At 71.4% G+C, this 22,402-nt stretch carries 23 protein-coding genes and 2 pseudogenes; 9 read left to right on the forward strand and 16 right to left on the reverse strand.

From position 1 onward, the window contains the following. Nucleotides 1–116 precede the first annotated feature (116 nt). Complete coding sequence (locus ACFZBU_RS06475) at nt 117–1,370, forward strand: cytochrome P450 (RefSeq protein ID WP_391582349.1); 1,254 nt, start codon at nt 117–119, stop codon at nt 1,368–1,370. Nucleotides 1,371–1,507: 137 nt separating this feature from the next. On the opposite strand, the gene ACFZBU_RS06480 is transcribed toward ACFZBU_RS06475, so the two are convergent. The 6 genes from ACFZBU_RS06480 to ACFZBU_RS06505 form a co-directional block, all read right to left on the reverse strand. Next, complete coding sequence (locus ACFZBU_RS06480; RefSeq protein WP_391582350.1) at nt 1,508–2,119, reverse strand: TIGR03086 family metal-binding protein; 612 nt, start codon at nt 2,117–2,119, stop codon at nt 1,508–1,510. A gap of 164 nt (nt 2,120–2,283) precedes the next feature. Then, entirely contained in the window at nt 2,284–2,631 is a 348-nt protein-coding gene (locus ACFZBU_RS06485) for a hypothetical protein (RefSeq protein ID WP_391582351.1), read from the reverse strand. 74 nt (nt 2,632–2,705) lie between these two features. Further along, on the reverse strand, nt 2,706–3,170 hold the full coding sequence (locus ACFZBU_RS06490; protein ID WP_391582352.1) for a hypothetical protein: 465 nt from the start codon (nt 3,168–3,170) through the stop codon (nt 2,706–2,708). 204 nt (nt 3,171–3,374) lie between these two features. Next, complete coding sequence (locus tag ACFZBU_RS06495; RefSeq protein ID WP_391582353.1) at nt 3,375–3,713, reverse strand: NIPSNAP family protein; 339 nt, start codon at nt 3,711–3,713, stop codon at nt 3,375–3,377. A 159-nt stretch (nt 3,714–3,872) separates the two neighbouring features. Then, nucleotides 3,873–4,349 carry a flavin reductase family protein gene (locus ACFZBU_RS06500; protein WP_391582354.1) on the reverse strand — a complete coding sequence of 159 codons (477 nt, stop codon included), beginning with the start codon at nt 4,347–4,349 and terminating at the stop codon, nt 3,873–3,875. 324 nt (nt 4,350–4,673) lie between these two features. Then, nucleotides 4,674–5,105 carry a DUF2000 family protein gene (locus ACFZBU_RS06505; protein WP_391582355.1) on the reverse strand — a complete coding sequence of 144 codons (432 nt, stop codon included), beginning with the start codon at nt 5,103–5,105 and terminating at the stop codon, nt 4,674–4,676. Nucleotides 5,106–5,154: 49 nt separating this feature from the next. On the opposite strand from ACFZBU_RS06505, the gene ACFZBU_RS06510 reads away from it, so the two are divergent. Then, nucleotides 5,155–6,075, forward strand: coding sequence for an AraC family transcriptional regulator (locus ACFZBU_RS06510; RefSeq protein WP_391582356.1), 921 nt, complete (start codon nt 5,155–5,157; stop codon nt 6,073–6,075). A 351-nt stretch (nt 6,076–6,426) separates the two neighbouring features. Here ACFZBU_RS06510 and ACFZBU_RS06515 read toward each other — a convergent pair whose 3' ends face one another. Further along, nucleotides 6,427–7,179, reverse strand: coding sequence for a TetR/AcrR family transcriptional regulator (locus tag ACFZBU_RS06515; protein WP_391582357.1), 753 nt, complete (start codon nt 7,177–7,179; stop codon nt 6,427–6,429). Nucleotides 7,180–7,265: 86 nt separating this feature from the next. On the opposite strand from ACFZBU_RS06515, the gene ACFZBU_RS06520 reads away from it, so the two are divergent. Both ACFZBU_RS06520 and ACFZBU_RS06525 read left to right on the forward strand, forming a co-directional pair. After that, nucleotides 7,266–8,687, forward strand: a complete 1,422-nt coding sequence (locus ACFZBU_RS06520) for an MFS transporter (RefSeq protein WP_391582358.1) — start codon at nt 7,266–7,268, stop codon at nt 8,685–8,687. Between the two features lie 237 nt (nt 8,688–8,924). Continuing rightward, nucleotides 8,925–9,572 (forward strand): NAD(P)-dependent oxidoreductase, encoded by a 648-nt coding sequence (locus ACFZBU_RS06525; protein WP_391582359.1) that lies wholly within the window; start codon nt 8,925–8,927, stop codon nt 9,570–9,572. Nucleotides 9,573–9,775: 203 nt separating this feature from the next. On the opposite strand, the gene ACFZBU_RS06530 is transcribed toward ACFZBU_RS06525, so the two are convergent. Then, nucleotides 9,776–10,408 (reverse strand): TetR/AcrR family transcriptional regulator, encoded by a 633-nt coding sequence (locus ACFZBU_RS06530; protein ID WP_391582360.1) that lies wholly within the window; start codon nt 10,406–10,408, stop codon nt 9,776–9,778. 98 nt (nt 10,409–10,506) lie between these two features. Here ACFZBU_RS06530 and ACFZBU_RS06535 point away from each other — a divergent pair, with 98 nt between their 5' ends. After that, nucleotides 10,507–11,454, forward strand: coding sequence for a TIGR03620 family F420-dependent LLM class oxidoreductase (locus ACFZBU_RS06535; RefSeq protein ID WP_391582361.1), 948 nt, complete (start codon nt 10,507–10,509; stop codon nt 11,452–11,454). Nucleotides 11,455–11,747: 293 nt separating this feature from the next. Here ACFZBU_RS06535 and ACFZBU_RS06540 read toward each other — a convergent pair. From ACFZBU_RS06540 to ACFZBU_RS06550, 3 genes and pseudogenes are all read right to left on the reverse strand, one after another. Continuing rightward, nucleotides 11,748–11,969: pseudogene (locus ACFZBU_RS06540) on the reverse strand (DNA polymerase beta superfamily protein); the annotation flags it as partial. A 177-nt stretch (nt 11,970–12,146) separates the two neighbouring features. Next, a complete protein-coding gene (locus ACFZBU_RS06545; RefSeq protein WP_391582362.1) occupies nt 12,147–13,157 on the reverse strand; it encodes a TauD/TfdA family dioxygenase in 1,011 nt (336 codons plus the stop codon). Nucleotides 13,158–13,198: 41 nt separating this feature from the next. After that, nucleotides 13,199–14,242: a hypothetical protein gene (locus ACFZBU_RS06550; protein ID WP_391582363.1), complete on the reverse strand. Its 1,044-nt coding sequence runs from the start codon at nt 14,240–14,242 to the stop codon at nt 13,199–13,201. 215 nt (nt 14,243–14,457) lie between these two features. Between ACFZBU_RS06550 and ACFZBU_RS06555 the strand changes: the two genes are divergently transcribed. Then, a complete protein-coding gene (locus ACFZBU_RS06555; protein WP_391582364.1) occupies nt 14,458–14,640 on the forward strand; it encodes a hypothetical protein in 183 nt (60 codons plus the stop codon). A 25-nt stretch (nt 14,641–14,665) separates the two neighbouring features. Here the strand turns inward: ACFZBU_RS06555 and ACFZBU_RS06560 are convergent, their stop codons facing one another. Next, nucleotides 14,666–16,579 (reverse strand): LuxR C-terminal-related transcriptional regulator, encoded by a 1,914-nt coding sequence (locus ACFZBU_RS06560; RefSeq protein WP_391582365.1) that lies wholly within the window; start codon nt 16,577–16,579, stop codon nt 14,666–14,668. 226 nt (nt 16,580–16,805) lie between these two features. Here ACFZBU_RS06560 and ACFZBU_RS06565 point away from each other — a divergent pair, with 226 nt between their 5' ends. Next, a complete protein-coding gene (locus tag ACFZBU_RS06565) occupies nt 16,806–16,958 on the forward strand; it encodes a hypothetical protein (RefSeq protein ID WP_391582366.1) in 153 nt (50 codons plus the stop codon). Here ACFZBU_RS06565 and ACFZBU_RS06570 read toward each other — a convergent pair. After that, nucleotides 16,902–17,282 (reverse strand): annotated as a pseudogene (locus ACFZBU_RS06570) (ATP-binding protein); the annotation flags it as partial. The gene ACFZBU_RS06565 and the pseudogene ACFZBU_RS06570 sit on opposite strands and share 57 nt — an antisense overlap. Before the next feature lie 314 nt (nt 17,283–17,596). Between ACFZBU_RS06570 and ACFZBU_RS06575 the strand changes: the two are divergent. After that, nucleotides 17,597–18,685 carry a hypothetical protein gene (locus ACFZBU_RS06575; protein ID WP_391582367.1) on the forward strand — a complete coding sequence of 363 codons (1,089 nt, stop codon included), beginning with the start codon at nt 17,597–17,599 and terminating at the stop codon, nt 18,683–18,685. Between the two features lie 207 nt (nt 18,686–18,892). Here the strand turns inward: ACFZBU_RS06575 and ACFZBU_RS06580 are convergent, their stop codons facing one another. Next, on the reverse strand, nt 18,893–19,840 hold the full coding sequence (locus tag ACFZBU_RS06580) for an alpha/beta hydrolase family protein (protein ID WP_391582368.1): 948 nt from the start codon (nt 19,838–19,840) through the stop codon (nt 18,893–18,895). 154 nt (nt 19,841–19,994) lie between these two features. Here ACFZBU_RS06580 and ACFZBU_RS06585 point away from each other — a divergent pair, with 154 nt between their 5' ends. Next, entirely contained in the window at nt 19,995–20,366 is a 372-nt protein-coding gene (locus ACFZBU_RS06585; protein WP_391582369.1) for a MerR family transcriptional regulator, read from the forward strand. Nucleotides 20,367–20,531: 165 nt separating this feature from the next. Here the strand turns inward: ACFZBU_RS06585 and ACFZBU_RS06590 are convergent, their stop codons facing one another. Both ACFZBU_RS06590 and ACFZBU_RS06595 read right to left on the reverse strand, forming a co-directional pair. Continuing rightward, on the reverse strand, nt 20,532–21,827 hold the full coding sequence (locus ACFZBU_RS06590; RefSeq protein ID WP_391582370.1) for an MFS transporter: 1,296 nt from the start codon (nt 21,825–21,827) through the stop codon (nt 20,532–20,534). Beyond that, nucleotides 21,824–22,378: an ArsR/SmtB family transcription factor gene (locus ACFZBU_RS06595; protein WP_391582371.1), complete on the reverse strand. Its 555-nt coding sequence runs from the start codon at nt 22,376–22,378 to the stop codon at nt 21,824–21,826. The genes ACFZBU_RS06590 and ACFZBU_RS06595 overlap by 4 nt, the downstream gene beginning before the upstream one ends. Nucleotides 22,379–22,402: the final 24 nt, after the last annotated feature.

A 22,402-nucleotide genomic window follows, 5' to 3' on the forward strand; every position in this document is an offset into this window, starting at 1 on the left:
TCGAACGCTCATACACCCGGCACGCGTTGGCGTGCCGGCCTTGTGCCCGCTCGGCGGCTCGACCATTCTCGACGGAGAACGAGAACGTGTTGCGGAAAACTTCACGGGGGGCACGGATGGAACTCGACGACGCCGTACTGCACTTCCCGTTCGCGAGCGGGCCCGGTGGCACCCAGCCGGAGGAGTTCCGCGAACTGCGCGCCGGTTGCCCCGTCGTGCCGGTGATCCTGCCGTCCGGGGACCGTGCGTGGCTGGCCAGTCGGTACGAGGACATCCTGACCGTGCTCGACGACCCGCGGTTCAGCCGCGACCTCTCCCGCGCCGGCGCCCCGCGACTGGCCGAAGGCTTCGACGCGTCGCTCGTCAAGGACATGATCGTCGGCATGGACCCGCCGGAGCACACCCGGATCCGGCGGATCGTGCAGGGCGCCTTCACGCCGCGCCGGATCCGTACGTGGGAGCCGCGGGTGCGGGCGGTCGCCGAGCGGCTCCTCGACGACTTCGTCGCCGGCCCCGGACGGACCGGCGACCTGTACGAAGGGTTCGCACTTCCGCTGCCCATCCGGATCATCTCCGAACTGCTCGGCATCCCGGACGACGACGCGGCCGACTTCCGGCGCTGGACCGAGACGGGGTTGTCGCTGACTCGCTGGACGCGCGAGGAGATGCTCGCGGCACACCGCGAATACGTCGACTACGTAAGCGCGTTGATCGCGGCACGACGAACCGCGGGCGTTGCCGACGGCACGGCGGGCGACGGCGCCGGTGACGACGAGCGTCAGGGGGACCTCCTGGACGCCCTGGTCGGCGCCCGCGACCAGGACGACCGGCTGAGCGAGCACGAACTCGTGCAACTCGTCCGCGCGTTGATCTCCGCCGGCCACGAGACCACCGCCACGGTGTTCACCCGCGGCCTCTACACGCTGCTCACCCACCCCGAGCAACTCGCCCGGCTGCGCGCCGAACCCGAACGCCTGGACGCCGCCGTCGAGGAAATCCTGCGGTACGTGCCGCCCGGCTCCGGCGGCACCCCGCGCATCGCCACCACCGAGATCGAAATCGGCGGCGTCCGGGTCAAGCCACACGAAGGGGTCATCGCCCCGTTCGGCGCCGCCAACCACGACCCGGCCCGGTTCGCCGACCCGGACACCTTCGACATCGCCCGCGTCGACCCGCCGAGTCACATCGCGTTCGGCCACGGGCCCCACCACTGCCTGGGCGTGCACCTCGCCCGGCTCGAACTACGAGTCGCATTCGAGACAGTGCTGCGCCGTCTACCGGGCCTCGAACTAGCCGTAGCAGAAGAGGAGTTGGCATGGTCGGAGGGCCTGCGAGTGCTCAAGCTGCAGGCCCTCCCAGTGCGCTGGTAACCGACACGGCGGCCACGACCGTTGCGTTCTCCCCGCGGGGACCGTCGAGCACGTACGCGCGCATCACTTCGCGTTCGCAGCGGACGCGACTCCGCCAGGAGAGACGAGGGTGCCGCGGGTCGTGGACGCCCCGGGCTTCACAGCTGGGGGTTTCGGCCCATGCGGTGCAACAGCCGGTCCTGTGGCGATGCGCCCCGGGCGGGTTCCCCGTCCGGTGCCGCGAAGAAGCGATGTGTCGTTTCGGCGGCGACGGGGGTCTCCGCCAGGCCTGCGTAGATTTCGTCGAGATGGGCGCCGATCCACCCGACCAACCCCGCATCCAGGGCGTCGTCGACGCCGATCGCCCGGGCCAGATCCCACGTGTGGATCACGCTGTCCGTGGTTCGCACGGCGATCGCCTGCTGCCCGTTCACCCGACCCAGCGGATAGTCGAGGACGCGCTCCAACGCGCCGGGCAGTGCGAACGCGGCTGCGCATTCGCGCACCGATCGGATGTACGCGGCGACCGGATCCGCACCCGACGCGTCCTCGTCGCGGAGGCGAATGAAGTCCGCGCCGGTACCGCCGTGAAGGAGTTGAACGTAGCCGACGTTCCCCCGGGTCATGTGGTTGACCAATTGACGTACATCCCACTCACTGCAGGGGGTGGGCCACGTCCACTGTTCCGGCCGCACCATTCGCAGGCGTCGCTCGAATTCTCGCCCGGCCAGGACGAATCGGTCGATGAGTCCCTCGCTTGAGTTGAGCACGCATCCCAGCATGGTCGCGAAGGTGGCCCACGGCCGGCGGAAATCGGACCTCGCTTTTGCCCATGGCCCGACCCGGCGGGGCGTTGCGCCGGCAGGGCGCACCGGCGATGCCTCGCACGATCGTTGCCCGCGGCCGCGCGTCGACGGCCGCGTTGGAGCGGTTGTTATGAGCCGGTGCATGCCGTGAATGCCAGGGCGTAGCACAGGGCGTCCTCGCCGATCGCTGCCGGCAGTGCGGGAATTCCGGTGTTCGCGGCGGCTTGGCGCCATGCCTCGCCCAAGATGGCGCCGCCCACCGAGGCGCCGGCTCCCACGAGGGCCGCGATCGTTGCCCCACCGCCCGTACGACGCGCCAACATCGCGGCGGCCGTTGCTCCCAGCAGGACGCGCGGAGCCAGGCCCGGCAGGCTCAGTCGGGACGGGATGTCGGGGCGCTTGTCCGCGACGAGTTCGCCGATGGCGGCCGAGCCGACGGCGAGCCGGGACAGCTTGCCTGCGCCGCGAGTGGTCAAGCGAACGGCCGTGACCCCTGCCTGGCTTCGGCCGCCGCTGGCCACACCCACCAGCAAGGCCCGCACGAGGGCGCTCACTTGGGGTCCATCGTCGCGAGCGCCGCGTACGTCGTGAAGCCGTAGGCGATGTGCGGCACGATGTCGGCGATCCAGTCGGCCGTCGACCACGTACGTGGGTCGGACACCCGCAGTCCGGCCATCGCGCCGTTGGCGGCGATCATCGCGGCGGCGCCCACGAGCAGCGAACCCGCCCAGATCGGCGGCCGTAGGCCGATGCCACGCAGCGCGCCGAAAGCGGCGCCCACGCCTACGCCGGTCGCGATGCCCGACAGCGCGCCGAGCCCGGTCAATCGGTTCGCGCGCGTGTCGGAGTCGCCCTCGACCGGGCGCCCGATGCGGCGCGCGATGGTGGCGATGGTGCGTTGTGGCGTTTCACTGGCCGGGCGCGCCCGGCCGGCCATGTCGGCGTAGGTGACCGCATCGAGGGCGGTGGTGCCGGCCGCGCCGGCGGCGGCACCTCGCAGGATCCCTGAGAGCATGACCACCCGTTGCCCACGCGCCGTATCGGCAAACCGTCGTCGAGCGACCCGTCCGGACCCCCGTCGGCCGATTCGGCGCCGTTCCACGGAGCTGTCCGCCCTCTGCTGCCGCCCGGTCGTGCATCCGTGCGCGAGTCCCGCGCCCGGCAGCGCACACTGCCCGGAGCCGGCAAGCCGTGCGTCCGCCCGCCGGTGTCGATTCCGTCAATCCCGCGGCACGGCTTCGCGAGCGACGTCCCCCGGCAGCAACGGCCGCATGAAGGTGCGCTCGTAGCGCACGACACAACCGCTCTCGTCACGAATGCGATCCGCGGCCACGAAGTCGGGATCCACGCCGAACAGGTCGCGGTACTGCTCGTAGGCGGCCAGGCTCGGGAAGCTGAACAGGGCCAGGGCCCGGTCGCTCGCCCCCTCGGCAGGCAGGAAGTAGCCATGGTGGGTCCCACCGTGGCGGCCCACCAGTTCCATCCAACAACGCCCGAACCGTTCGAACGCCTCGATTTTGGCGGGATCGATCGTGTAGTCGACGACGCAGGTGATCACCCGAACATCCTTCCCATTCGAAGACGCTTTCGGCACGGTTCGTCCTTCGACCGCAGGTCTCGAACGTCGCCCGGCGATGTGTTCGGCGCGGCAGGCGTCCACGGTCGGGCTCGGGAGACGCCGCCGACCGCACGCAGCGCGTCTGCCGTCGCCTGGGGGTCAGTGCTCCGGATGGCCCGGGGCGAGGTCTCGGACATCGGTGTAGGTCAGCAGGTCGGTCGAGGTCGGGTCCGGATGCCCCGGGGCCTCGATCGGAGCCAGGACGATCCCGGTGTGGTCGCCGAGGTCGACCACGTCCACGACCCGACCCACGAAGCGCCGGGGGCAGTCGGTCAGCAGCGGGACGCCGGCGGGGCCCTCGGTCCACGCGCAGTGCGCGAACTTGTCCATTCGGTCGCCGGTTTCCTCGCCGAACAGGGCCGCGAGCGGGTGTAGAGACGAATCCGGCGCGTGTACCGCGAGTACGGGTGCGGCGGTGGCGACGCCGTGGGTGTGGTTGAGGATGGAGACGCAGACCAGGAACCGAGGCGGTTCGATGCTGCACTGGGTGGCGAAGCCGACCAGGCAGCCGGAGCGCTCGCCGGTGTCCGGTCGGGCTGCGGTGACGATGAACATCGGGTAGTCGAGTGCCGCCACGAAGGCATCGAAATCGGCGCGATCACCGGGATCGGGATCAGGATCGGGACCGGGATCGAGACCGGCGCCGGAATCGGTACGGGGATCGGGACCCACCGGTTCCGTGTGACCGCTCCGCGAGTCGTCCACCATGTCCACCTTCCCCGTACCGCTCGTACCGCTCGTACCGCTCGTACCGCTCGTACCGCTCGTCACGACCGGAGGGTTACTGCCCACCACCACCGGTCCTACGCTCCCGCGCGTACTGCCCACCACGCGAACATCGACGCACCGGAAGCGCGTGCGTACCTGCGTGTCGCTACGGCCCGTGATGGGTGCGGCTGGTTACGGATGCATCTCCGCCCCCTTGAGGACCTTGTCGACCACGTTGCGCGGCCCGTGCACGGCCATGCCGACCAGATCCAACCGCTCCCGCCGGACGCCCCGTACCGCCGCCCGGTTGTCCCGGTCGTTGCCGGTGGCGAAGAGGTCGGCGGTGAACACCGCCACCGGCAGGCCGCGACCCACCGCCCGGGCGTTGGCCGAGGCGAGCAGGTCACCGCTGCCCTGGAAGACCAGTACCGGCTGCCGGAACATCGGCAGATAGGTGGTGTCGTCGGCATCGGCATAGGGTTCGCCGATCACCTCGGGAATCCGCGTACCGAGGCCGCTGACCAGGAACGCGGTGACGTTCAACCGCTGCCATACGGCCAGGTCCGCGCGCAGGAGCACAGCGATCTTGGTGTCGAAACGAACGGGTGCGAGCTGGGTTTCCATGCCCGCATCGTGTCTCTGGCGGACGGTGATCGTCTTGTACGATCCTGACATGGTTGCCGGCTCGGAGATCGTGGCGTGGCGGCCGTCGGTGGCCGGGGTGAGCGAGGTTCTGCACGCCCACATGACCGATCACGCCTACCCGATGCACACGCACGCCGCGTGGACGCTGCTGATCGTCGACGACGGCATGGTCAAGTACGACCTGGATCGGCACGAGCACGGCGTGCTGCGGCGCGCGGTGAGCCTGTTGCCGCCGCACGTTCCGCACAACGGCAGCGCGGCCACCCCGACCGGGTTCCGCAAGCGGGTGCTCTATCTGGACTCCTCCCATGTGGCCGACGACCTGATCGGCCGGGCCGTGGACCATTCGGTGCTCGACGACCACGCACTGCATGGACGGGTGCATCGACTGCACACTTTGTTGCTGCGACCGGGCGAGGAATTGGAGGCGGAAAGCAGGCTCGCGTTCATCGCCGAGCGGTTGCGTGGGCACCTTCTGGGCCGAGTCGCCGCACCTACCGTCGTGCGTGACGCCGGATTGGCCCACCGTCTGCGCGATCTACTCGACGCGCGTTTCGTCGAGGGCGTCACCCTCGGTGCGGCGTCCGAACTGCTGTACGCCCACCCCACCCATCTGGTCCGCGCCTTCGGTCGGGAGTTCGGCATCGGCCCGCACCAATACCTGACCGGACGCCGAGTCGACCTCGCCCGCGCACTTCTGCTGGACGGCATGCCGCCGCACACCGTCGCCGTGACCGCCGGCTTCTACGACCAATCTCATCTGAACCGCCACTTCAAGCGCACCCTCGGTATCAGCCCCGGCCGCTTCGCCCGCACCGGGGCACGTTTGATGACCGCCGCCCGGCCGAACGCGCGGACCGCGGCGACCGCGGCGACCGCGGCGAATACGACGAACACCGCGAACACAGCGGCCAGTACCACCGCGTCGACGCCGGGCGCCAACGGCTGAGGGCCGGCCCGCGTTCGGTCCCCGCTCGGTCCCGATCGGTCCGATCGCTCCCGCGCGCTGACGCGTTAGACGGCGCACGCGGCCCACCACCGACAACGCCCGCCGTTGCCTCGTCGCCCACCGCTGCGCCTTCGGTGGAGCGGACGCCGACTCTCCGAGCCGCTCGACCTGTCCGGGCTCGAGTTCGGCGCGTGGGGCCGCTCGCCGGTGCCGGTGCCGCTGCGCCCGGGCTCCGATGTCTTCGACGCCGACGGTGTACCCGCCACCGGCTCCCCGTGGTTCCACCCATGCCGACGGGAACAGCCGTACCTCGTTGGCGGCCCTCTGCCAGGCGACGGCCCATCCCCTCGGTCACATCGGCGAGGGTGCGGCGGTGTCGTCCCGGTCGGATGTGGGCCGGCTGGGGGGTTGGGCGAGGAGGCCGTCGATGATCACGCGGAGTTTCCACGCGGCCCTGGCGTTCCGGTCGCCGCCGGTGAGCGTCGGTGCCAGGGCTTGCAGGGTGGGGTACCGCTCGGCGGGCAACGCCCGGAAGGTGGCGTCGAGTCGGGCGGTGAACGTCTCGGGTTCGGTCGGGTCGGCGGCGGACGAGGGTTGTGTGGGGGCCCGCCGAGGCCGTGGGTCGTCGGCGTTCTCCAGGGCGGTCGAGTAGATGTACTGGCCGAGCAGGTCGATGGCCCAGGAACAGGCGTCGTCGTCGAGTCCGCCCGCCCGGAGCAGGCGCGCCGCCTCCTCGGTCAGGCGCAGGCCGTGCGGGCCGGGGAGGGCGTCCCGCAGGCCGACGGAGGCGATGTCGTTGTGGCCGGCCAGGGCGGCGACGATGCGCCCGACGAGCAGTTCGAGGCGGGTGCGCCAGTCCCCGTCGTCCTCGTCGGGCACGACCACGTCGGCCACCGCGTGGTCGAGGACGAGCGCCATCAACTCCTGCCGATCGCGCACGTAGACGTAGAGCGAGGCGGGACCGGTCTCGAGGGCCTGGGCGACGCGCCGCAGGCTCACCGCTTCGCAGCCCAACTCGTCGACCAGCGCCATGGTGGCGGCCAGGACGGCGTCCAGGCCGAGCATGGATTTCGAGGGGCGGGAGCGCGAGCGGGCTTGCGGCATGGCATAACCCTACCTTGACGAATGCTGTTCGTTAAGGGCATCCTGCTTGACGAACAGTGTTTGTTAAGCCTGGTTGGGAGACCCCCGTGACCGTTCCTGCTTCGACGTCGGCCGCCCGCGCGGCACCGCCCGCGGCCCATCCGCATCGGTGGCGGATCCTGACGGTGGTGCTGCTCGCGCAGGCCCTGGACCTGCTGGACGCGACCGTGATGAACGTGGCCGCCCCCTCCGTCCGCGCCGGGCTGGGCGGCGGCGCGGCGATCATGCAGTGGCTCACCGCGGGGTACACGCTCGCCTTCGGCGTCCTGCTGATCGTCGGTGGTCGGCTGGGTGATCGGTGGGGTCGGCGGCGGTTGTTCGTCCTGGGCGCCGCCGGGTTCACGCTGGCCTCCGCGCTGTGTGCGGCGGCGCCTTCGCCGACCGTGTTGGTGGCGGCTCGGGTGGCGCAGGGTGCGCTCGGCGCGTTGATGATCCCGCAGGGGTTCGGCGTCCTGAGCGCGGTGTTCGACGAACGCGAACGCGGCCGCGCGTTCGCGACGTTCGGACCGGTGATGGCGCTCGCCGGCGTCGGCGGCCCCGTCCTTGCGGGTGGCCTCATCGCCCTCGACCCGGCCGGACTCGACTGGCGGCTGATCTTCCTGATCAACCTTCCGCTCGGCGCACTGGCCGTGGTCGGGGCGCTGCGGTGGATGCCGGCCGACCCGGGGGACCCGCTGGTGCGGATCGACCCGCCGGGTGCCCTGCTGGTCGCAATGGGGTCCGCGCTCGTCGTCCATCCGCTGATCCAGGGCCGGGAAGCGGGTTGGCCGTGGTGGACCTTCGCGGAGATCGCCGCCGGTATCGTGGCCTTCGCCGCCTTCGGTCGACGTCAACGCACCAGCCGCTCGCCGGTCCTGGTGCCCAGCCTGCTGCGCAAACCCGCGTTCGTCGGCGGCCTCGCGGTCACCGCCGCATTCTTCACCGGCCTCGGCGGACTGCTGCTGGTCCTCTCCCTCCACCTCCAACTCGATCTCGGCCGGTCCGCGTGGGAGACCGCGCTCTCCCTGTCGCCGCTCGCCATCGGCATCGGGCTGGCCTCACTCGTCGCCCCGGCGGCGGCCGTCCGGCTCGGCCGCTCACTCCTACAGTTGGGGCTGGGGATCGAGGCCCTCGGCACGCTCGGCCTTGCCACGGTGGCCGCGTCGGGAAGTCCCGCCTGGGCGCTGTCGATACCCACCCTGGTCGTGGGCCTGGGTGTGGGACTGGTGTCCGGCACTCTGGTCCGGTCGATCCTGGCGGCGGCCGAACCCGCCGAGACAGGCAGCGCGTCGGGCACCCTCAATGCCCTCCAACAACTCTCCACGGCCCTGGGCGTCGCGGTGTTGGGCACCGTGTACTTCGCCACCCACGACCCCGGCGCCCCCGACCCGGGGGCGGACGGCCTGGTCATCGGCGCACTCGTGGTCACCGCGACCTGCCTGCTCGGCGCGGCCCTCGTACTCCTGCTGCCCCGTACTCGCACCCCGTAGCCGACAGTCGGACGGGCAACGCCCTGGGCCGTCCCGGATCGGCCGGTATTCGGGTCGCGCTTGTGCAACTGAGCACTCATACGCCCTGCACTCATATGCCTGTACGCCCGACGCCCGTACGTCCGGCGCACGTACACCCGACGCCCGTGCACCCATAGCTCGTGCACCCATACGCCCCTGCCCCCGACGAGCAACCCGCACCAACCGCCCACCCATCGACCACGTGAGGATCCCGTCATGAGCAACGTCATCGTCTTCGGAGCCAACGGCCGCACCGGACACCTCGTCGTCCGGGAAGCACTGCGCCTGGGCCACGACGTCACCGCCGCGGTGCGCGAGCCGGCCCGGTGGCAGCCTCCGGCCTCGGAAGACTCGCCCGGCGCGGGGAAGCCGAACGTCGTGCGGGCCGACGTGCGCGACGCCGCCGACGTACGCGCCGCCGTCGAGGGCCACGACGTCGTGGTCTCCGCGATCGGCCCGCCGGGGCGGCACGCGCACCGGCTCTACTCCGACGCGGCGCGGACCCTGGTGGCCGCGATGGAAGACGCCGGCGTACCCCGGCTGATCGCGGTCACCTCGGGCGGGGTCCACCACCGTGACCCCAACTTCCCCTGGTGGTACCGCAATCTCGTCACCCCCCTGGTTCGGGAGTTGTACGACGACATGCGGCTGATGGAAACGATCGTCCGCGGAAGCACCGTCGACTGGACCTTCGTCCGCCCGGCCCGATTGCAGGACGAACCCCCCACCGGCAACTACCGTGTGCTCGACGCGAGCAACCCCAAGGGCGGCCGGAAGGTGACCCGCACCGACCTCGCCCGCTTCATCGCCCGCGAACTCGACGAACATCGCTGGTCCCACGCCGCCCCGACCCTGGCCGAATGACCCACGAGGCTCGGGCGCGCCGGCCCAGCGTCCGCCGCCGAACGATCGATCGCCACTCGGCGCCGCACACGCACGGTGCCTCCGCACCAACGGGCGCAGGCGATCACGGTGGTTGGGTGGCACTTCGTTCCGCGGCCTGAACCGGTTGTTGCACAGGTGGCGGCGATCCGCGACGGGTACGTGGGTGGTCGTCCGGGGCCGCGTCAGGGCGTGGGCGTTGTGCCGGTCGCCGCGTGTGCGGAGTCCAGGACCAGGCCGAGCAGTCGTTCGGGTCGGCTCGGACCGTCGTCCCGCGTGGTGGCGAGGGCGATTCCGGCGACGAGTTGGACGAGGTCGCCGGCGTCGACGTCGGTGCGTGCCGTTCCCTCACGTTGCGCCCGGGAGAGCACGGTGTCGGCGGCGTCCAGGACGACGCGGTGGCAGTCGATGCCGAAGTCGACGGTTTCACCGAGCATCGCGACGACGCCCATGCCTTGGTGGAGTCGTGCGTGCGCGAGCAGGGCCGCGAACCAGGCGGCGAGCGCGTCGTCGGGTGTGTGTGACTCGCGCAGGGCGTCGGCGAGGCGGCTGAGAGCCGTCACGCGGTCTTTGACGATCGCGACCATCAGGGCCTGGCGGTTCGGGAAGTGCCGGTAGAGGGTGCCGGGACCGACCGCGGCGCGTCTGGCGATCTCGTTGAGCGAGGCCTCGGGTCCGCTTTCGGAGAAGACCTCGCGGGCGGCGGTGAGGATGCGTTCGCGGTTGACGCGCGCGTCCGCGCGCGACGCGCCCGGCGTGGGCGGAGGTACCGAGGCCGCCGCGTCGGTCGAGTCTTTGGCCGGGTTGCGCTTGGTCATCGCGTCCGCCTTCCCACTGGCTATCCGGAGAACTTCTCCGTATCGTATCCCGAGACGTAAGCGGAGAGGTTCTCCCTTTGTTGCGCGAGGAGTATTTCATGCACGACGACACGCACGCCGACCTCGGTCCCGTAGGCGTCTGGACCTTCACCTTCGACGCGCAGCCGGCCGGGGCGGTCCGTGACGCGGCCGCGGAGATCGAGGAGTTGGGCTACGGCGCGATCTGGTTCGGCGAGGCGTTCGGCCGGGAGAGCTTCGGCCAGGCGTGGCTGCTGCTGTCCGCGACGACGCGGCTGACGATCGCCTCCGGCATCGCCAACATCGCCTTCCGCGATCCGATCGCCGCGGCGACCGCGACCCGCACACTCGGCGACGCCTTCCCGGGCCGCTATCTGCTCGGGCTCGGCGGCCATCGGGTCGACGACACCGTCCACGACCTCGACGGCTACCCGATGCCGGCGCGCGGCCGTGCGGTACACACGATGCGCGCCTATCTCGACTCGATGGACGCGGTGCCCGCGCACGGGCCCCGCCCCGAGCCGGCGCCGCGGCGCGTGTTGGCGGCGTTGGGTCCGAAGATGCTGGAATTGGCCGCGGAGCGCACCTGGGGTGCGCACCCGTACTTCGTGCCGGTCGCGCACACGCGGAGCGCACGGCAGATCATGGGCCCGGACGCGTTTCTCGGTGTGGAACTCGCCGTGGTGTTGGACACCGATGTGGCACGGGCGCGCGAGTTGGCCACCACGCATGTGGCGATGTACGTCCAGAGCGCGCCGCACCAGCAGGCCAACGTGCGCAGGCTGGGATTCGGTGACGAGGACATCGTCGGGGGGCCGAGCCGGCGCCTGGTCGACGCGATCGTCGCGTACGGCGACACGGATGTGCTCCGGCAGCGGGTGCGCGAGCACTTGGACGCAGGCGCCGACCATGTGTGCGTGCAGGTCCTTACAGCGGCCCCCGGCGAACTCCCCGTTCGGCAATGGCGCGAGCTGGCACCTGCGTTGACCGACCTGGGTAAAGGCGCCGCGGCGGTGGCCCCTCGATGACAGTGCTGCGACGGGCGGCCCAAGGCGCCGCGGTCGCCCGTCCGCGTCGCCCGCGAAGCGGAGCGGCCCGCACGCGCCGTTGCGAAGCGGAAGTCACCATCACCATCGGCGAGTACGGCACGGCTACCGCTTCGGCAGCAGCGACCGGGACCTGGGCGACGTGGACCGACGCCCGCTGCGGCCGACGCGGTTCGTGGCCTCGGACGATGTCCCTTCCACAAGCGCCCCGCCCACGCACGTACCGGCTCAGAGCCCGGCGAGGCGTACTCTCACCAGGAGGTCGTGGAGCGCGTCTCCACGCCGTCGGCCCGCCACATGCGCGCACGCGTGTGCTCGCCCTCGCGCAGCCCGACCAACTCGGCCACAGGCAGCAGGTGTACGCCTCGCAGGTCGACGTCGGAATCCTCCGAGGGAAACCCGTACAGGTGCGCGCCGGACACGGTGGCGAACACGAGCGGATCCGGCTGGTCGGCCGCGATCGCCGCGAGGCGTTCCAGTTCTATGTCCAGTGCCACGACGGGCCCTTCGAGACGGCGCTACGAGAACCGGCATCCCAACTCGCGCCCCGACGTGCGCCTTTCCCCGGCAGTCCACGCCGACGTCAACGGTGCCGTCCCATGCCGAGCCCCATACCTCGCGGTACAAGGGCGAGCACGCGTACATGAAACACCTACCCGTGGGAGCGACGCCGGTCAGCGGGCGAGTACGTGGCCGTCGTGGGGGCGGTGGTCACGGGAGCGACGCAGGTCGGTGGTGACGTAGGTGCGTTGCAGCCAGCGGTCTGCGCCGTCGTAACGGGGGTGGAAGGCGGTGCGGCCATGGACGGTGACGCGGTTGTCGATGACGACCAGGTCACCGGGTGCCAGACGCAGCGTGCGGGCGGTCGCCTCGCAGGCGCGGCCGAATTCGGTCAGTGCCGCCGTGGCCCGAGGGGTGAGCGGGGTGGTGACCAGTTGGGCCATCCGTATGTCGGGATCCTCGACCGCTCCCGACAGCACCGGTCGGGGCTTGACGGCGGGCTCATCCGCCGCGGCGTCGGCGCCGAAGGAAGGTGGTGGTGTGGTGATGAACTCCGGTGCGAACAGGGCCTGGCGGCCGGCCGGGGTGAGAAGCGGCAGCGCTTGACGGATGCCTGCGACGCGCATGCCGGCGATCCGGTCGTGGTCGGCGCGCAGGCACAGGAAGATCACATAGTCGGGTGGGTGGGGGTGGAAGCCGTTCTCGGTGTGGAAGGACAGTGGCACCGATCCGGCGTTGCCGTGGAAGCTCTCCTGCCCCGGCACGGGCACGACGTCCTGCACGAGGGCACCGGATTTCTCGGCCCGGTAGGCGAGAGGCTCGCCGAGTCCGCAGGCCACCATGGTGAGCACCGCGGCCGAGACGGTGGCCCGGCGCTGGACCGAGCCCGGTACGGACGGCGTCGCGGGCAGGGCCGCGCGATCCACGGGCAGGCCGCCGATCACCAATGTGCCGTGCGGGCCGGAGTGCCTTCGGAAGCGGCGCACCCCACGGCGCAACGGGGATGGAAGTTCCTCCCAGGCGTCCCGGGCCCGGGCCACCCACGCGGGGTCGTCGACCTGGTCGTGCCCGCCGGTGCACAGGGTGCGTGCCAGCTGCTCGCACGCGCCGGCATCGGCCGGGTCGAGTGCCCAGTCGGCGGCGACGGCAGGGCTTCGGGTGGTGCCGGGCGTCGTCTCGGGCATCGGGGTCTCCTGCCGAAGGTGTGGGCGGCGCACATGCGGACTCACGAGTGGCGCAGGCCGGCCACGGCGTCGGCGACGTAGTGGTCCCCGAAGCGGATCAGGGAGGCGTACCGGGCCGCGCGGCGATGGCGCATGTGTCGTAGTTCGGCGACCGCGTTGTCGGGGCCTTCCGGTTTCTGGGCGATGGAACGATGCAGATGCACCATCGAGTACGCGAGGGTGACGTGCCGTTCACCGTCCACGATGTCGGCCTCCAGGAGAGCGCCCCGCACCTCGGCCAACTCCGGGGCGCGGGCCGCCAACTGCTCGTAGGAGTCGGGAACCACGGACAGCAGGTCCTTCATCGCCGCCCGGAACAGCCTGTATCCGCGATGTTGGCGCCCGCTCAACGGGACGTCCACCGACGGCGGCGCCATGGTGTGCCGGATCGCCGCCATGTAGTAGTCGGCCGGGACCGTACTGGCGTGGGTCATGGCCGCCGGAAAGCCCCGCACGTACACCGTCGCGTCCGCCAGCCGCAGCAGAGCGGCATCGCCGTCGCCGTGCCGCAGATGGCGGGTGGCGTCGGCCACGGCGACCGCGGCGCAGACGTTGAACAGGACATGGACCTGGTGCCCGATGAGCCACCGAGCACTCCACACACTCTCCAACGCCGCCGCAGCAGCAGGCTCGGCGACGGCCGGCGGCGGTACGGAGTCGGGGTCGGCGCTCGGCACTGCGCCGGTGAGGTCGAGCACCGACTGCCGCATCCCGGCCGCCTCCAGCGCCAGGTCGGCACCCGACAGCGGGGCCTCGCACAGGTCTTCCAGGCCGCGGTGGACGACCAGGACTCCGTGCAGGGCGGCCTGCTGATCCGACAACTCCCCTTCACGGACCCGGAAGAACGACTGACTCGTCGACTCCGCCGGCAGTTCCTCGCCGACCACGGCCGGAGCCAGAACCGACAGCGCGGCCACCAACTCACCGGCAGCCGCGGCGGCCTGCCGCAGCGCGACGGTCCGCTCGACAGGTCTGGCATGGGTCGCCAACCCGGCCAGCATGCGCGCGGTGCGCTGCGCCTCGGCATCGACCCGCGCGCCCAGCACCGGGACGGAGCGCCCGCCGCGGGGCTCACGGAAAACAGCGACAGCAGGATGACCGGCAACCGGCGATATGCCCATGGCTGACGTTCGCCAGGAACACCCCACATGAAACCCTGAACCGCAAGACCGTTCCCGTGCGGTGCGCCGGAGCCGGCCGGCGCGGTCCGCGGCGGCGGGCCCGGCATGTGTACCGCGGGGGCTTCCGCTCCTCGCGAGCCGTGGCCGGTGCCCTTCCACGGTGGGAATTCGGGTCACCGCAGTTGTTGCCGGGGGACCGGACGGGCAACGCCATCCTCGACCGCACACCCAAGCGTCCGCCGCGCGACCTCTCCACCGACCCCGACGCGGTTGCCGCCACCGTGCCCCGAACGGACGGCAGCAAGGTCGGCATCTCCGAGTAGGGCCCCGGCAACACGATCGGCTGCGTCATGTTCTCGGATGTGGGACCAACAGGCCTGCGGCGCGGGCGGTTTCGGCGGCCTCGCGGCGGGATGTCGCGCCCAGTTTGTCGAGGATCGCCGCGACGTGGTGTTCCACGGTCCGCACCGACAACACCAGGTGCCGAGCGATCTCGGCGTTCGAGCGACCTTCGGCAAGCAACTCGAGGACGTGCGATTGGCGGGTGGTCAGTCCCGCCGGATGGGTGCGGGTGGCGGGTACGGGGCCGCAGGGCACGCGGCGCAGTCCGAGGGCGCGCAGTCGGGCGCGGACCGGGTCGGCCGCGGCCGAGGCGCCGAGTCCGTCCAGTATGCCCAGTGCCGTCAGGGTCGGGTCGAGTTCCCCGGACTCGGCGAGTTCCAAGGCCTGTTCGTAGGGTGCCCCGGCGGCGGCGAAACCCTGCGCGGCAGTTCGCCAGTCGCCGCGCAGACTCGCCGCGTACGGCTCCGGGCAGCCCTCGAACGGCTCGGCCGCCGGCCCGGATCGGGCCAGATGCCACAGGAGTTCGGCGCGGAAGGATTCCCTGCCGGGCCGGTCCAGACACGGCAGCAGCACGTCGCGGACGACACCGGCGGCTTCCGGCCGCCGGGCGAGCCAGGCCCATTCGGCGTAGGCGATGCCGGCGTAGGCGAGCCCGGGCAGGGAGCGCTGGCGCAACGCGCGATGCCACGCCTGGATCAGCGGCTTCTCGGCGCCGGCGTCGCCGCGGCGGGCCAGGAGCCGCGCATACGGCGGGACGCTGTAGACGTAGAGCATCCCCGGATCGTCGACGCCCTCCACGAGTGCCCGCAACCCCTGCTCGGCGCACGCGGTCTCGCCGCGTCGCATCAGGGCCAGGCAGCGGTGCACGTCCAGGTTGTAGGCGTGCGACCAGAAGCCGCATTCGCGAGTGAACGCCAAGCCCTCGTCGACGCACCGGTCCAGATCGGCCAAGTCGTCGAAGCGGTAAAGCAGTTCGGCGAGGTTGGTATAGGCGCGGGCGGCACTCTCGTGGGACCCGTCGTGCAGGGCGCCGGCGAGGCTCTCGCGGACGCAGCGCAGCGCGGAGGCCGGTTCGCCCAGGTCCGCCCGGGCCACCCCGAGGTAGTTCAGGCACAACGAGATCAGCTCCGAGCAGCCGTGTTCCCCGGCGAGCCGCCGCGCCTGGTCGAGGACGCCGACGGCGCGTTCGCTGTGACCGGTCAGCGCGAGCAGCGCGCCCTGGTGGGTGAGCGCGGATGCCAACGCCGGGGTGCGGCCGAGCGGGGCCAGGACGCGGACCGCCCGGGACACGGCGTCCTCGGCGGCATCGGTCTCCCCGGTCATGTAGTGGTGGCGCGAGAGCCGGACCAGGGCCCGCCCGAATGCCGCCGGGTCCTCCAGCGGTTCGTACAGGCGCACCGCCTCCTGGCCCGCGCGTACCGCCGAGGCGAAGCGGTGGGCGTTGTACAGCTCCCAGGCGTAGTCGTCCATCAGGCCCGCGCGGTCCGCGGCGGTGAAGCGGTCGGGGTGGCGCAGCGCGGCCTCGAAGTGCGTCAGCGCCTGCCGGTGCGAGCCGACGCGCGCCGCCTCCCGGGCGGCGGCCGGGGCGTGGGCCGCGATGGTCTCGGCGTCGTCGGAGCGTACCGCGTGGTGCAGGAGCCGGTCCCGGTCCGGTTCCCGCCGGGCGAGCAGGGCGCGCACCACGGCACGGTCGAGGGTACGGCGGCGCAGGGCGGGCAGGCTGCCCTCGATCGCGCGGCGGGCCGGCTCGTGGCGGAACGCCGGCCCCTCGGGCCGTACTTCGACGATGCCGCGCCTCTCCGCCTCGGCCAGGGCGTCGAGTCGGTCGCCGAGCAGTTCCTCGGCGAGGCGCAGGGCCGACGTGGGTGGGCACCACGGACAACTGCTCGAGCGCGGTGCGGCAGTCCTCGCCGAGGACACGCACCCGGGCCGGCACGGCGTCCGCGACGGTCTCCGGCACCTCCCCGGGGGTGTCGGCGAGGACCTCGGTGACGTAGAACGGGTTGCCGCATGTGACGGCGTGCAGGGTCCGCGGATCGCGTCCGGATCCGGCGGCGAGTCGGGCGACGGCGTTCGGGGACAGTGGTCGCAGGGGGAGTCTGCGCACCCGGGCGCGGCTGAGGGCGCCGAGCAGCCTTTGCAACGGATGCCGGGTACCCAACTCGTCGTCGCGGAAGGTGAGGACCAGGACCGTGCCGAGGTCGTCGACGCGTCCGGCCAGAAAGGTGAGGGCGTCCAGGGTCGCGTCGTCGGCCCAGTGCACGTCCTCGACGACCAGCACCGCCGGGCCCGCCTGTGACATTTCCGCGGAGATCGCGGCGAACACGGCCTCGCCCGCCGCCCCTTGCGTGAGAGTCCGCTCCAGGGGACCGCCGGTGCCCGCGGCGGCATCGCGCAACGCGCCGAGCGCGCGCGGCGCCATCAGGTCGTCGCAGGCGCCGACGAGGACGCGCACGTCCGTTCCGACGGCTTCCGTGAATGCTCGGATCAGGCTGGTCTTGCCGATCCCGGCCTCGCCGAACACCAGGACGACCGAGCCCCACCCGTGCCCGGCTTCGTCGCTCGCTGCGAGTAACTCCGCCATTTCCCGGTTGCGTTCCAGCATGGCGCCCCCAACCGACATCCTGCCCCGCTGCCGATCCGTTGTCGCCTCGATGAGTGCTCCCCATGGCGGTCACGGCATCGGACGACGCGACCTCGTTTACCGAGACCCACCGGACACGGCATAGGTGGCCACGCTCTCCAACATAGGTGGCGACCACCGATGCCGACCACCGGTCAACGCCCGTAGAACGGTCGGGTCGGCACCTCGCCGGGGGGAACGGCGGCGACGGCCTTCGACCTACGGCGGTCCGCGGCCCGCGGGCCGGTCACGACGCGAGGCGTCGACAGGCACGGCAAGGCAGCACACAACGGGAATATGAATATGGGGGAGAAATGACCCAAGTGGAGTCCCCGGCGGTCGTCGACCGTAGCGGAGAACCACCGTCCGAACCGGACCGCCGGGTTCAGCGGCCCGCGCCCCGGTTGCACATCGAAGCCGTCGAACCGCCCGTCGAGTCCGACGAGGCGCTGGTCAACAACGCGTTCGCGCTCGACAGTTCCTACATGGGCGTGGCGGTGCGCCCGGGCGGGCCGAGCAGCGGCTGGTTCCGGATCTTCAAGGTGGGCGGCTGGTTCCAGGGCGGCGCGGACCAACTCGTGGCGATGGACTGGACGCCCGGCTTCGCCACGGTCCACGAAGAGGCCCTGGGCGGAGCGCTGACCTCCGCTCCCGGAGCGACGTTGTGGAAGAACCGCCAACGCATAGACGTCTTCGCGCGCGGCCTCGACTCGGCGACCTGGCACCACTGGCGCGATTACCAGCAGGGCGTGACCGGCTGGAACGGACCGCACAGCCCGCCGGACAACACCTCGATGACGGCCGTGTGGTCGTCCGCGGACCATCTGCTGCACTACGCGGTCCGCGGCACCGACAAGCAGTTCTGGACCGCGACCTGGAACGAGTCGACGTTCTCCTCGTCCGGCTGGGGGTTCACGCGCCCCGGTCCGGTCGAGTTCACCTCGGCCTGCGCGGGGGCCAGTCCCGAGATCGACGTGATGCGGCTGTACGCGCGCGGCGCGGACGGCTACCTGTACCGCACGCAGGGACGCCAGTCGACACCGTCCAGTTGGGAGGCCTGGCACCGGGTCGGCAACCAGCCGGTGAAGCTGGCCAGTGCACCCACCGCGGTGAACTGGGGCTGGTGGGCCGAGGAGATCTTCGCGATGGGCGTGGACGGCCACGTGTGGAACGCCTGGTACCGCGACCAGGAGGGCTGGAACTGGGAGAAGCTTCCCAAGCCCGACAACTCCACGGCCGGGCTCTACCGCCAGGCGACCCCGATCGTGGCGAGCCACCAGGTGGGGACGCTGGACCTGTTCGTCCCGGGTCACACCAAGGAGTTCCTGACCAACCGCTGGAAGGGAACCTGGCACGGGTGGCGAGGCGTGGTCGTCCCGAACCACTTCTACCCGGTGCAGTAACCGCACCGCGCGTCACCCACGTTCCGCGGGTGGATGTGCCGTGAACCCGGGACACCACCCGCGGAGCAGCGCCGCCCCCATGGCTTGCTCACCTCGCACCCGGAGCCGGTCGGCGGGGCGGCGCCGCCGATTCGGTCGCCGAGGCGCGGCGCGGAATAGTCGGTCCGACCTCGCCGGCCACCGGGAGGTGGTTCGCTGCCCAGAGCCTCACTTGGACTCGATCCGCCCCAAGGGGGCGACGCTCTCCGACAACGCCTTCTGCGCTGCCGTCCAGCCGGCGTCCTCGATGCCGAGTGCGTGGCGAAGGTAGGCCCGGGTGACCCGTTGGATCAGGGCCACGCGTTCGGGGTTCTCGTCCGTGGTCTCCCGGACGTCGTAGCCGGCGATTCCGCCGAGGGAGTGCTCCGCCCCGAACAGGGTGAGCAGACTCTTGCGTCCCGGGCTCAGGTGGTAGGGGTCGGCGAGCCACTCCGGCCCCCTGACGGACAGCGGTGAATCGTCCTTGTCTCCCGCGACCACGAGGGTCGGCGTGGTCATGTGCGCGAAGTCCGGTCCCTTCAACCACGGGAGGTTCTCGGTTGCGTAGGGCGTCAGGTCGGCTCCGCCCCGGCCGGCCGTGGCAAGCAACACGCCCGCTCTGATCCGCGAGTCGGACAGGTCTTCCGCATTCCCGGTCACCGGATCGAGGACGCGCAGGCCCAGCAGATTGCCCGCCGTCTGGCCACCGAAGGAGTGTCCGGCCGCGGCGATGCGGCTTCGATCCAGGCGCCCGCCGAGACCGGGAACGGCGGCCTCCAGCAGATCGAGCCGGTCGAGGATGCGCTTCATGTCCTGCACGCGGGAGTGCCACAGCCGCGGTGTGCGGGGATCGTCCCGGGGAAGGCCCACGGTCCTGGAGTCGAGATGGGTGGGCTGAATCACCACGAAACCGTGAGCTGCCCAGAAGTCGGCCAGGGGCCCGTAGCCGTTCAAGGACGACCCGAAACCGTGCGAGAAGACGATGATCGGCAGTTCGTTTCCGGTCGTCGGCGCGGAGATTCTCACCTGCAGGCCTTCGCCGCGGCCCGGTGCGTCCAGCACCACCGGCCTCACCGAGACGATCGGGGCGGGGGCGGTGATGGGCACGTCCGTGGACACCACGTCTGATGCGGTCATGGGCAGAGATTCCTTCGCATTTTCGATGGGGAAGGTGTCGAACAAGCCGGTCACGGTCTCGTCCTTCGCCTCGATGTGAGCCGTCGCGAGATACGCTAGAACCTGACGCTGACGTCAGAGGCAAGAAGTGTTGTCCGGCTCACATCGGAGAGACATGCGTATCGGCGAGCTCGCCACCAGGACGGGCGTGAGCGTTCGGGCGTTGCGCTACTACGAGGAACAGAACCTGCTCGCCTCGGAACGCAGCCCCAGCGGCCAGCGACAGTACCCGGACAGCGCGGTCGAGCGTGTCCGATTGATCCAGCAGTTGTACGCCGCCGGGCTGCCCAGCAAGTCGATCGCGGATCTACTGCCGTGTGTCGTGAACGGTGAGGCCACCCCGGAGTTGCTCGACCGGCTTTCGGCGGAACGGGATCGCATCGACAGCCGGATCGGCGAACTGGTGGGAGCCCGGGACAGGCTGAGCACCGTCATCGCCGCCGCCACCGCGAACCGGCGAACAGGCGAACGCTGCCGACCCCGGTAATCGACATGCCGGGCTCTGCGGTTGGGGACGGGGGGACGCCCGGCCATCGACCGATCGATGAACAGGATCGGCACGCATGCGGTCGGAGCGGTGGCGCAGGCGCTGACGACGAGCCCGCCGGCCGACCCCCGTCCCGAAGCTTTCGTGACACCTTCCGCGGGAGCGTCACAACGATTCGCGTGCACCCGCCCGAACGGGATCCCCGGCTTCCGGGTGACCCGTACCGCCGGTCGCGGCAGCGGCACGCAGCGCCGCCTCGACCCGGCGGTTGCCGGTCATGGTCGCCGTGACGGCGGTCATGGCGAGGAGGAGGCCGGCGGCGGCGTAGAGCGGGGTCCGTACGTCGTACGCGGTGGCCAGCCAGCCGCCGAGGAAGGCGCCGAACGGGGCGGCGCACATGGCGAACATGCGGGAGGTGGAGGCGACCCGGCCCATCAGGTGGGCGGGGACGATCGCCTGCCGGAGGGAGGGGCCGAGCACCATGGTGGCGCCCATGCCCGCTCCGCAGACGGCGAGCGCGAGGCCGGCGACGTACGGGTTCGGGGCGGCCGCAAGGCCGAGGATGGCGAGGCCCTCGACGGCGGCCGTGCAGGTCAGCGCGGTGCCGGTGCCCAGCAGTCGGCCGAGGCGGGAGGCGATCGCCGCGCCGAGGAGGCCGCCGGTGGCCTCCGCCGTGAGGAGCAGGCCGAAGCCGAAGGTGTCGATGCCGAGACGGTCGTGCGCGAAGAGGGCGAGTACGGTCTCCACGGCGACGAAGGCGATGTTCCCGACGGCCGGACGCAGCGCGAGTCCGAGCAGCAGCCGGTCCCGGAAGACGTACGAGGCCCCGGCCCGCGCCTGCCGCAGCAGCGACTCACGGGCCTGCGGTACGGGCCTGGGCGCGGCGGGCAGCGACCGTACGAGCAGCGCGGAGAGCGCGAACGAGACCGCGTCGGCGAGCAGTGGGACCGCCCGCCCGAGCGCGAGCAGCGCACTGCCCGCGGGTGGCCCCGCGAAGCCGGACGCGGCGGTCTGGGCGCCGCGCAGGCGGGAGTTGGCGCGCTCCAGGAGCGCGGGGTCGCGGCCGAGCAGATCCGGCAGATAGGCCGTGGCGGCCGTGTCGAAGAAGAGTCCGCCGAGGCCGAGGAGGAAGGCGACGGCCGCGAGGAGCGCAATGCTCAGGACGTCGAGCGCGGCCGCCGCCGCCGGTATCGCGAGCAGCACCGCACGCGCCGCGTCCGCGATCCACATCGTGCGCCGGCGGTCCCAGCGGTCCACAAGTGCTCCGCCGAGCACCCCGAAGAGCAGCCACGGCAGCGTGCCGGCGGCCGTGACGACGGCGAGCGCCATCGGATTCCGCGTCAACGCCAGCGCGAGCAGCGGCAGCGCGGCATGCGTCACCCCGTCGCCGAGCGAGGACACCGTCTGCGCGGTCCACAGCCGTCCGAACCCGGTCGGCAACTTCCGGATGTCCGAGGTCACTTGGCGTCCCCCTCGGCCTGCTCGGGTTCGGCCTTCTCGTGCGATGCCGGGTGGAACAGGGCGAAGACGAGAGACGCGTCCGGCAGCGAGGGATCGGACAACTCCCGGTACTCGTCCGCCAATGCCTCCAGCCGTGCCCCCAGCGCCGCGAACTGCTCGTCGGTGAGCCGCAGATGCGCCATCCGTACGTGCCGCTCGGCGTCGACCGGCGCCGCCTCCAGGTCCGCCACCGCATGCCGCATCAGCACATCCGGCCCTCCCTCACCCGGATCCGGCAACACGATCGACCGCGCGGCCATCGCGTAGTACCGCTCGGTGACCCCCCGCACCTTCCGCGTCCGCACCACCTTCACCAGGCCGGCCCGTTCCAGCAGCCGCACGTGGTAGCTGGAACTCCCCTTGGCAAGGCCCACCCGCTCGGCGATCTGCGTGATCGTCGCGGGCTCGAAGCGGAGCACGGCCATGATCCGGTGGCGCGTGAGGTTGGAGACGGCGCGCAACTGCGCGCCAGTGGTGACGTGAAGCGTCTCGGGAAGGTCTTCGGCAGGCATGCGCTTAATGGTCAACGATTCTTG

The organism is Embleya sp. NPDC008237 (genome assembly GCF_042956465.1).
Classification (GTDB): Bacteria; Actinomycetota; Actinomycetes; order Streptomycetales; family Streptomycetaceae; genus Embleya.